This window comes from Micromonospora sp. NPDC047753, assembly GCF_040642735.1.
In the GTDB taxonomy this organism is placed as follows: domain Bacteria; phylum Actinomycetota; class Actinomycetes; order Mycobacteriales; family Micromonosporaceae; genus Micromonospora.
The window spans coordinates 1-7,729 of sequence record NZ_JBEYSL010000339.1 but is presented as its reverse complement, the minus strand read 5'-3'; the positions used below and the strand labels follow the sequence as shown (position 1 = coordinate 7,729).

Here is a 7,729-nt window from a genome sequence, read left to right as displayed (position 1 = left end):
GTGAGGTGGGCGATCCCGTCGCGGACCTCGTAGCCGACCGGGTTCTGGAGCCACGGGTCGTAGCGGACCAGCGTCGGCGGGTGCGCCTCCGCGTCGGCGTGCGCCGCGCGCAGCGGGCCGGTGACGTCGGCGGCCAGGTCCGCGAGACGGCCCTTCGCGGCGGCGTGCCCGCCCGGGCCGAGGTGACGCTCCAGCCAGGACCGCAGCAGACCATCGCCGGCGTACGGGTCGACGGGGGGTGGTACCGGCTGCACGAAGCGGCTCATCGATCGGCTCCTGGCACTGCTCGGGGGTGTGCGCCGACGGTAGACGATGCGGGGTCGCCGCGAACAGGGCACACCCGCCCATCGGGCGCACCCAGTTTCCGGCTTGTCGCCCGTCGGCGTGACCGTCTTCTCTACGGTCGGTAGTCGTGGGTGCGGGCCAGTCGTGGAGCCGACCGGCCCGGCGTCACCGCCCGATGCGCACCGGGTTGGCGTTCGCCGGGTTCGGCGTGGCGCTGTGCTGCGTGGGGGTGGCCGGGCTGGGCGCCTGGAACCTGCAGACCGTCCGGCAGGCCGCCGGCCCGATCCGGGAGACCGCCGACGGTTTCCTCAGCGAGGTGGCCCTCGGCGACAGCGACCGGGCGTACGAGCGGCTCTGCGAGGACGCGCGCAGCCGCTGGAGCGCGATCGGCTTCACCAGTTGGGTGCGGACACCACCGATGGTCACCGACTACGAGATCACCGACGTGTCGGTCGCGACCCGCAGCGGACGACCGCAGGGCACGGTGACCGTGAAGGTGACCCGCGACGGCGGGCTCAGCGAAGAACGTCGCCTGCCGGTGGTCCGTGAGGACGGGAGCTGGCGGGTGTGCGGTGACCCCTTCTAGGCCCACGGTCGCCGCCCCGCTACGCCCACAGTTGCTGCGACCGCGCGAGGGGGTGCAGCCGACCACCTCGACGGAACTCTTCTTCGACCTCGTCTTCATCTTCACCATCACCCAGCTGTCGCACTACCTGCTCGCGCACCTGGACTGGCGGGGCGCGGGACGTACCGGCCTGTTGCTGGCGCTGGTGTGGCTCGTCTGGGTCTACACCACCTGGCTGACGAACTGGTTGCAACCGGATCAGGGGCCGGTGCGGACGATGCTGATCGGGGTGGGGCTGGGCAGCCTGCTGTTGTCGGCGACGATCCCGGAAGCGTTCGGCTCGACCGGCCTGCTCTTCGCCCTGGTCTACGTCATCGTGCAGGTGGGCCGCACCCTGTTCGCGTTGTGGGCGGTGCAGGGCAGTCCGTGGTTGGTGGCCGGATTTCAGCAGTCGCTGCCGTGGATCACCGGGACGTCGGTGCTCGTGGTCGTCGGTGGCCTGGTCGGCGGTGCCGCCCGGGACGCGGTGTGGGCGGCGGTGATCGTGATCGAGGTGGTCGGCCTCTCGATCGGCTATCCGCTGCCGCGGCGGGGACGAAGCCGACCCGAGCGGTGGATGGTGGAGGGCGGGCACCTGGCCGAACGGTGCGCGGCGTTCGTCCTGATCGCGCTGGGGGAGTCGATCCTGGTCACCGGCAGCACCCTCACGTCGCAGGTGAACCTGGTGACGTCCGGGGCGTTCCTGCTGGCGTTCGGCGGTTCGGTGGCGCTGTGGTGGGTGTACTTCGCCCGTTCGGCCCCGGCGGCCACGCAGGTCATCGCCCAGGCCGGGGAGCGTACCGGCGCGTTGAGCCGGGTCGCGTTCAACTTCCTGCACCCGGTGATCGTCGCCGGTGTCGTCGTCGCGTCGGCGGCGGACGAGCGGTTGCTGCGGGAGCCCGGCGCGCCGGCCACCACTGTCGACGTGCTGCTCACCCTGGGGGGTCCCGCGCTGTTCCTGGCCGGGCACGCCGCCTACAAGGCGCTGCTGTGGCGGATCCTGCCGATCAGCCGGGTCGCGGCGGTGGTGGTCCTGCTGGCGCTGATGCCGACAGGTGTGGTGCTGGGGGCACCCGTCGCGGTGTGCGCCGCTGTGGCGTTGGCGGTGACGGTCGCCGTGATCCTGACCGACCGGTTCCGGGTAAGGGCCGTCGCGGCCCGGCAGCCGTCCTGACCGTCCGGCGCACCGGGTCGGTTCCAGCTGGTGGGGCGCCTCAGTCGCGGGGGCCGAGGTCGCCGCTGCGGTAGTGCCGGCGGCAGAGCACCTGGTAGCGCACCTCGGCGGTGTCGACGGTGTCGCCGATGACGACCTGGGCGCCCTCACGGACGACCCGCCCGTTGACGACGCGGGCGTTGAGCAGCCCTTCGCGGCCGCACCAGCAGAGCACCTCGACCTGGATGCGGGCCACCTCGTCGGCCAGTTCGAACAGGCGTTGCGCGGCGGGGAACATCCGCGACCGGAAGTCGGTGGCCAGGCCGAACGCGAACACGTCGACGTCGTAGCTGTCGACCAGTTCGGCCATCTGCTCGACATGCTCGACGGTGTAGAAGCACGCCTCGTCGCAGATCAGGTAGTCCACGCGTACCCCGTCGGCCCACCGGCCGCGCACCAGGGCCCGCAGGTCCAGGTCGTCGGTGACCTCGATGGCCTCGTGGGCCAGGCCGATGCGGGTGGTGACCTGCGGTCCCAGCGACCGGTCGATGCGGGTGGTGACCAGCCCGCGCCGGCCCTGCCGGGCGTGGTTGTAGTTCATCTGCAACGCCATCGTGGACTTGCCGCAGTCCATCGGCCCCCAGAAGAACTTCAACGCCGCCGCGTGCACCGGCCGCCCGTCGAGCCCACGCGCCGCCGCGCACGCGGCCGGAGCGTGCGGCTGGCCGGGGAACGGATGGGCCAGGCAGGCCGGGGCGGTGGTGGCGTCGTCAGTCACGGTCGGGCAGCCTAGCCGATCGGCCACTCCTGATCTGTCGGGCGCGGGACGCGTGCTCAGAGCACCCGCGGTGGCGTGTTGCCGGCGGCGACGATGGCACGGCGCATCGGTACGGCGGCGAGGAGCAGGAACCCGACCACGAAGAAGATCAGCAGTGAGACCAGGCCCACCCGGTAGGAGGAGGTGAGCTGGAACACCAGGCCGAAGGCGAGCGGGCCGAGCCAGCTGGTGCCCTTGTCGCTGATCTCGTAGAAGCCGTAGTACTCGCCTTCCTTCCCGGTGGGGATGAGCTGGCTGAACAGCGACCGGCTCAGCGCCTGGCTGCCGCCCAGGACCAGGCCGATGGCCGCGCCGAGGACCATGAACGGCACCGGCGCCTCGGCGGGCAGCCGGAACGCGGCGATGATCACACCGGTCCAGAGGACCAGGCTGAGCAGCACGGTCTTCCACGCGCCGATGCGCCGGGCCAGCGCGCCCAGGCTCAACGCTCCGCCGAAGGCGAGGAACTGCACCAGCAGGATGGTGATGATCAGGGTGCTCTGCTCCAGGCGCAGTTCCTCGGTGCCGTACTGGCTGGCCAGGGTGATGACGGTCTGGATGCCGTCGTTGTAGACCAGGAAAGCCAGCAGGAAGTACAGCGTCAGCGGGTACGCCTTGATCTCGCGGACGGTGCGGCCGAGCTGGCGGAACCCGTCGGTGAGAATGTTGCCGCCACCGGCCAGTGCCGCCGCCGGCGGGCGCTCACGCAGCCACCGCAGCGGGACCAGCGTGAACAGCGCCCACCAGACACCGGCGGACACGATCGACCAGCGGGCCAGGTCCAGGGTGCGTTGCGGGTTGTCACCGTCGTCGAGCAGTGTGATCGCGACCAGGTTGAGCGCCAGCAGCAGACCGCCGCCGAGGTAGCCCAGCGCCCAACCGCGACTGGAGATACCGTCGCGTTCGTCGGGGCCGCCGAGCTGCGGCAGGAACGAGTTGTAGACCACGATCGCGGCGCCGAACGAGATGTTGGCGACCAGGAAGAGCGCCCCGCCGAGCAGGTATCGGTCGCCGGTGACCAACGCCATCGCGATGGTGGCGCCGGCGCCGGTGAACGCGGCACCGCCGAGCAGCCGCTTCTTGTGCGCCGACCGGTCCGCTATCGCCCCGATGACCGGCAGCACGAACACGGTGAGGAACACCGACAGCGAGATCAGGTACGGGTAGTAGGACCCGGCGGCGACCTTGATGCCGAGCGGGTACACGAAGCCGTCGCACGAATCCGCACCCAGCTCGCACCCGGCCGCCACCTCGGCGACCGTGGTCAGGAACGGGCCGAGGAACACGGTGATGACGGTGGTCTGGAACGCGGAGTTGGCCCAGTCGTAGATGTACCAGCCCCGGCGCTCCCGGCGGGTGCTCGCGGGAGGCGGGGTGTCGTCCACCGTGGGGGTCACGGTCTCGGCCATCGGGGTCCTTGGAATGGTTCAGGCGGCCCAGTGGCCGCGGCTGCGGTAGACGTCGCGCAGCACGCCGACGTGATCGGTCATGATGCCATCCACGCCACGATCCAGTAAGTCGTGCATCTGGGCGGGTTCGTCGATCGTCCAGACGTGCACCTGCAGGCCGATCCGGTGGCAGTAGTCGAGGAACCGGCGGTCCACCACCGGCACCCGCCCGTAGCGCGGCGGCACCTGCGCGGCGACCACCGACGGCGGCAGCCGCAGCGGACGCCCGTGCAGGGAGGCCAGCCGCAGCCGGGCGACGCCGCGCATGCCGAGGCTGGTGGCGACGCGTCCCTCGGTGAGCGCCCGCAGCCGGGTCAGCCGGGCGTCGCTGAACGAGGCGAGCAGCACCCGGTCGCCGGCGCCGGCCCGGGTCACTGTCGCGACCGTCGGCTCGACGCCGCCGTCGGCCTTCACGTCGATGTTGAAACGGACCTGCGGCCACGCCCCCAACACCTCGTCGAGCCGGGGTACGACGGCGGCGCCGCCGACGCGTACGGAGGCGAGGTCCGCCCAGCTCATCTCGGCGATGCGCCCCGCCTCGCCGGTGAGCCGGCGCAACGTCGGATCGTGGAAGATCACCGCCACGCCGTCGGCGGTGGCGTGCACGTCGGTTTCCACGTACCGGTAGCCCAGCCCGATGGCCCGGGCGAACGCCTCGGTGGTGTTCTCGTCGCCCTCGGCGGCGCCGCCACGGTGGGCGAACGCCAGCGGCGCGGGCGCGTCGAGGTAGCCGAATCGGGTCAACACGCAGCGCAGTATGCCTGCCGTCGGTGGAGCGCGGGTGGCCTGCCGGCGAAGATCAGGCCTGGGACGCCGGGGAGGCGGCGCGGGTGGTTGCCGTGGTCGGCGGGTGTCCCTGTCCGCGGTGGCGGCAGGCGCGACGTCGGCATGCCCGTCGGCCGCACGATCCCGCCGGACCGGCCTACGGCCCCAACCTCCGGATGCCTGTCCTTTGTCCTTTGCTCTGCACCCGCGGAGTCGACAGTCACCTTCGGTAGCTGGTGCGTCCGCGGGTGCAGAGCAAAGGAAGCGAAGGTGGTGTTGGGGGGTGGGGAGGGTTGGGGTGCGGCCCCGGCTGACCTCGGTGCCGCAGGCCCCCGGCAGACCGTTCCACCCGGCGCGGCTTTCCGGCGCCCGTGCGGGGTCTCCGGGCACTGGCGGACCTCGGCGTCGCGGCAAACCTCGGCGGTCGCGGCGGTGGCCTCAGTCTGAGCGGCGGCGGTGGGCGCGGCTGAGGTCGGTGGGGCGTCCGGGGTCGACGTGGCGGGGCCGGTCGGGTTCGTCGGGGCGCAGCGGGGCGAGGGTGTCGGTGAGAGCGTCGATGATCCGGTCGGTGGCGCGGCGGGCCGCGCCGGGGTTGGCGGCCGCCGTCTCGCCCAGGTCGACGGGGGTGCCGAAGTGCACCCGGATCACCGGGCGGCGCCACAGCGAGCGGGCGATGCCGCGCAGCATTCCGCGGGGCGCCTGGTAGGGCAGCACCTCGTGCGAGCCCCACTGGGCGACCGGGACGACCGGGGCGCCGCAGGCCAGGGCGAGGCGGGCGGCGCCGGTCTTGCCGCGTTCGGGCCACAGACCGGGGTCCAGGCCGATGCGCCCCTCGGGGTAGATGAGGATCACCGAGCCACGCGCGACGGCCGTGGCGGCGTTGTCGAGGGCCTGGTGCACGGCACTGGTGCCGCGGTCGACCCGGATGTGCCCGGCGTGGCGCATGGCGGCACCGAACACCGGGACGCGGAACAGCCCGGCTGTCGCCATGATCCGGGGGGCGACGCCGCGAATCTGGCAGGCGGCGGCCATGACCACCGGGTCGAACGGGCTGATGTGGTTGGCGGTCAGCACCAGCGGGCCGCGACGCAGGTGCGTCGGGACGTCGCCGGTGACCTCGAGGCGGGCGAGCAGGCCGACCAGGCCCCGGGCCAGCAGCAGGGCTGCGCGCCAGATCAGTGGCGGCTGCCAGGTGGTGTGTGCGGTGTCCATCAGCGCGCCATCGTCGCACGCCCCGGCGGGGCCGCGAGGGCGGGTCGGGTGATCAGGGTCATTGGTCCCGGGCCGTTTCGGGCCACCCGGCCCTGCCCAATCCTCTACGACGAGCAGTAGTATTTACTACGTCTCGTAGTACGGATCGTTGGGGGTTTCAGGTGGACGCGTTGGACGTTGCCCGCTGGCAGTTCGGTGTCACCACCGTCTACCACTTCCTTTTCGTGCCGCTGACCATCGGCCTCTCCGTGCTGGTAGCCATCCTCCAGACGATGTGGCACCGCACCGGCAACGAGCGCTACCTCAAGCTCACCAAGTTCTACGGCAAGCTGTTCCTGATCAACTTCGCCATGGGTGTGGTCACCGGGATCGTGCAGGAGTTCCAGTTCGGCATGAACTGGAGCGACTACTCCCGCTTCGTCGGCGACATCTTCGGCGCACCCCTGGCCATCGAGGCGCTCGTCGCGTTCTTCCTCGAATCCACCTTCATCGGCCTGTGGATCTTCGGCTGGGACCGGCTGCCCAAGCGGGCGCACCTGGCCAGCATCTGGGCCGCCGCGATCGGCACCAACCTCTCCGCGTACTTCATCCTCGCCGCGAACTCGTTCATGCAGAACCCCGTCGGCTACCGGATCAACCCGGACAGCGGACGCGCCGAGCTGACCGACTTCCCGGCCGTGCTGACCAACAAGGTCGCCCTGATCACCTTCCCGCACACCCTGGCCGGCTCGTTCCTGGTCGCCGGGTCGCTGGTCGTGGCGGTCGGCCTGTACCACGTGATCCGCAACCGGGACTCCGCCGACACCGGCGCGTACCGCTTCGCCACGAAGTTCGGCTCCTGGGTGGTCCTGGTCGCCTCCGCGGCCGTGCTGTTCACCGGCGACATCCAGGGCAAGATCATGACGGACGTGCAGCCGATGAAGATGGCCGCCGCCGAGGGCCTCTACACCACCGAGAGTCCCGCCTCGTTCTCGGTGCTCACCATCGGCAGCCTGGACGGCAGCCGCGAGGTGTTCGCCCTCAAGATCCCGTACCTGCTGTCGTACCTGGGTACCGGCGACCCGAACGGCACAGTGCACGGCATCAACGACCTACAGGCCCAGTACGCCACCCAGTACGGCGCCGGCAGCTACACGCCGATCATCCCGGTCACCTACTGGAGCTTCCGCTTCATGATCGCCTTCGGGATGGCGGCTGGCGCGATCGCCCTGCTGGTGCTGTGGAGCCAGCGCAAGGGCCGCACCCCGAGCAGCAGGTGGCTGCTGCGCGCCGGGCTGGCCATGCCGGTGCTGCCGTTGCTGGCCAACTCCTTCGGCTGGATCTTCACCGAGATGGGCCGCCAGCCGTGGACTTTCCCGGGTTGGTGCTGCCGCTGCACATCTTCGAGGAGCGCTACCGGGCGCTGGTCCGACACCTGGTCGGCCTGCCCGACGGTGCCCCGCGCG

General features: G+C 71.3%; 7 protein-coding genes and 1 pseudogene. 3 read left to right on the top strand and 5 right to left on the bottom strand.

Features of this window, described 5'->3' with window-relative positions:
- The coding region (locus tag ABZ749_RS24505) for a hypothetical protein (protein WP_357231628.1) at positions 1-266 on the bottom strand (266 nt) is incomplete at its 3' end.
- Between the two features lie 194 nt (positions 267-460).
- On the opposite strand from ABZ749_RS24505, the gene ABZ749_RS24500 reads away from it, so the two are divergent.
- Together ABZ749_RS24500 and ABZ749_RS24495 are read left to right on the top strand one after the other, a co-directional pair.
- On the top strand, positions 461-871 hold the full coding sequence (locus tag ABZ749_RS24500) for a hypothetical protein (RefSeq protein WP_355007590.1): 411 nt from the start codon (positions 461-463) through the stop codon (positions 869-871).
- Positions 858-2,063 (top strand): low temperature requirement protein A, encoded by a 1,206-nt coding sequence (locus ABZ749_RS24495; RefSeq protein WP_357231625.1) that lies wholly within the window; start codon positions 858-860, stop codon positions 2,061-2,063. Before ABZ749_RS24500 ends, ABZ749_RS24495 begins: the two co-directional genes overlap by 14 nt.
- A 40-nt stretch (positions 2,064-2,103) precedes the next feature.
- Here ABZ749_RS24495 and ABZ749_RS24490 read toward each other — a convergent pair whose 3' ends face one another.
- From ABZ749_RS24490 to ABZ749_RS24475, 4 genes are all read right to left on the bottom strand, one after another.
- Positions 2,104-2,712: a thymidine kinase gene (locus ABZ749_RS24490; RefSeq protein WP_357231631.1), complete on the bottom strand. Its 609-nt coding sequence runs from the start codon at positions 2,710-2,712 to the stop codon at positions 2,104-2,106.
- A gap of 164 nt (positions 2,713-2,876) precedes the next feature.
- Positions 2,877-4,268, bottom strand: a complete 1,392-nt coding sequence (locus ABZ749_RS24485) for an MFS transporter (protein WP_355007520.1) — start codon at positions 4,266-4,268, stop codon at positions 2,877-2,879.
- 18 nt (positions 4,269-4,286) lie between these two features.
- Positions 4,287-5,054, bottom strand: coding sequence for a glycerophosphodiester phosphodiesterase (locus ABZ749_RS24480; protein WP_357231621.1), 768 nt, complete (start codon positions 5,052-5,054; stop codon positions 4,287-4,289).
- Positions 5,055-5,510: 456 nt separating this feature from the next.
- Complete coding sequence (locus ABZ749_RS24475) at positions 5,511-6,284, bottom strand: lysophospholipid acyltransferase family protein (RefSeq protein ID WP_357231618.1); 774 nt, start codon at positions 6,282-6,284, stop codon at positions 5,511-5,513.
- 161 nt (positions 6,285-6,445) lie between these two features.
- Here ABZ749_RS24475 and ABZ749_RS24470 point away from each other — a divergent pair.
- A pseudogene (locus tag ABZ749_RS24470) lies at positions 6,446-7,633 on the top strand (cytochrome ubiquinol oxidase subunit I); the annotation flags it as partial.
- Positions 7,634-7,729 lie beyond the last annotated feature (96 nt).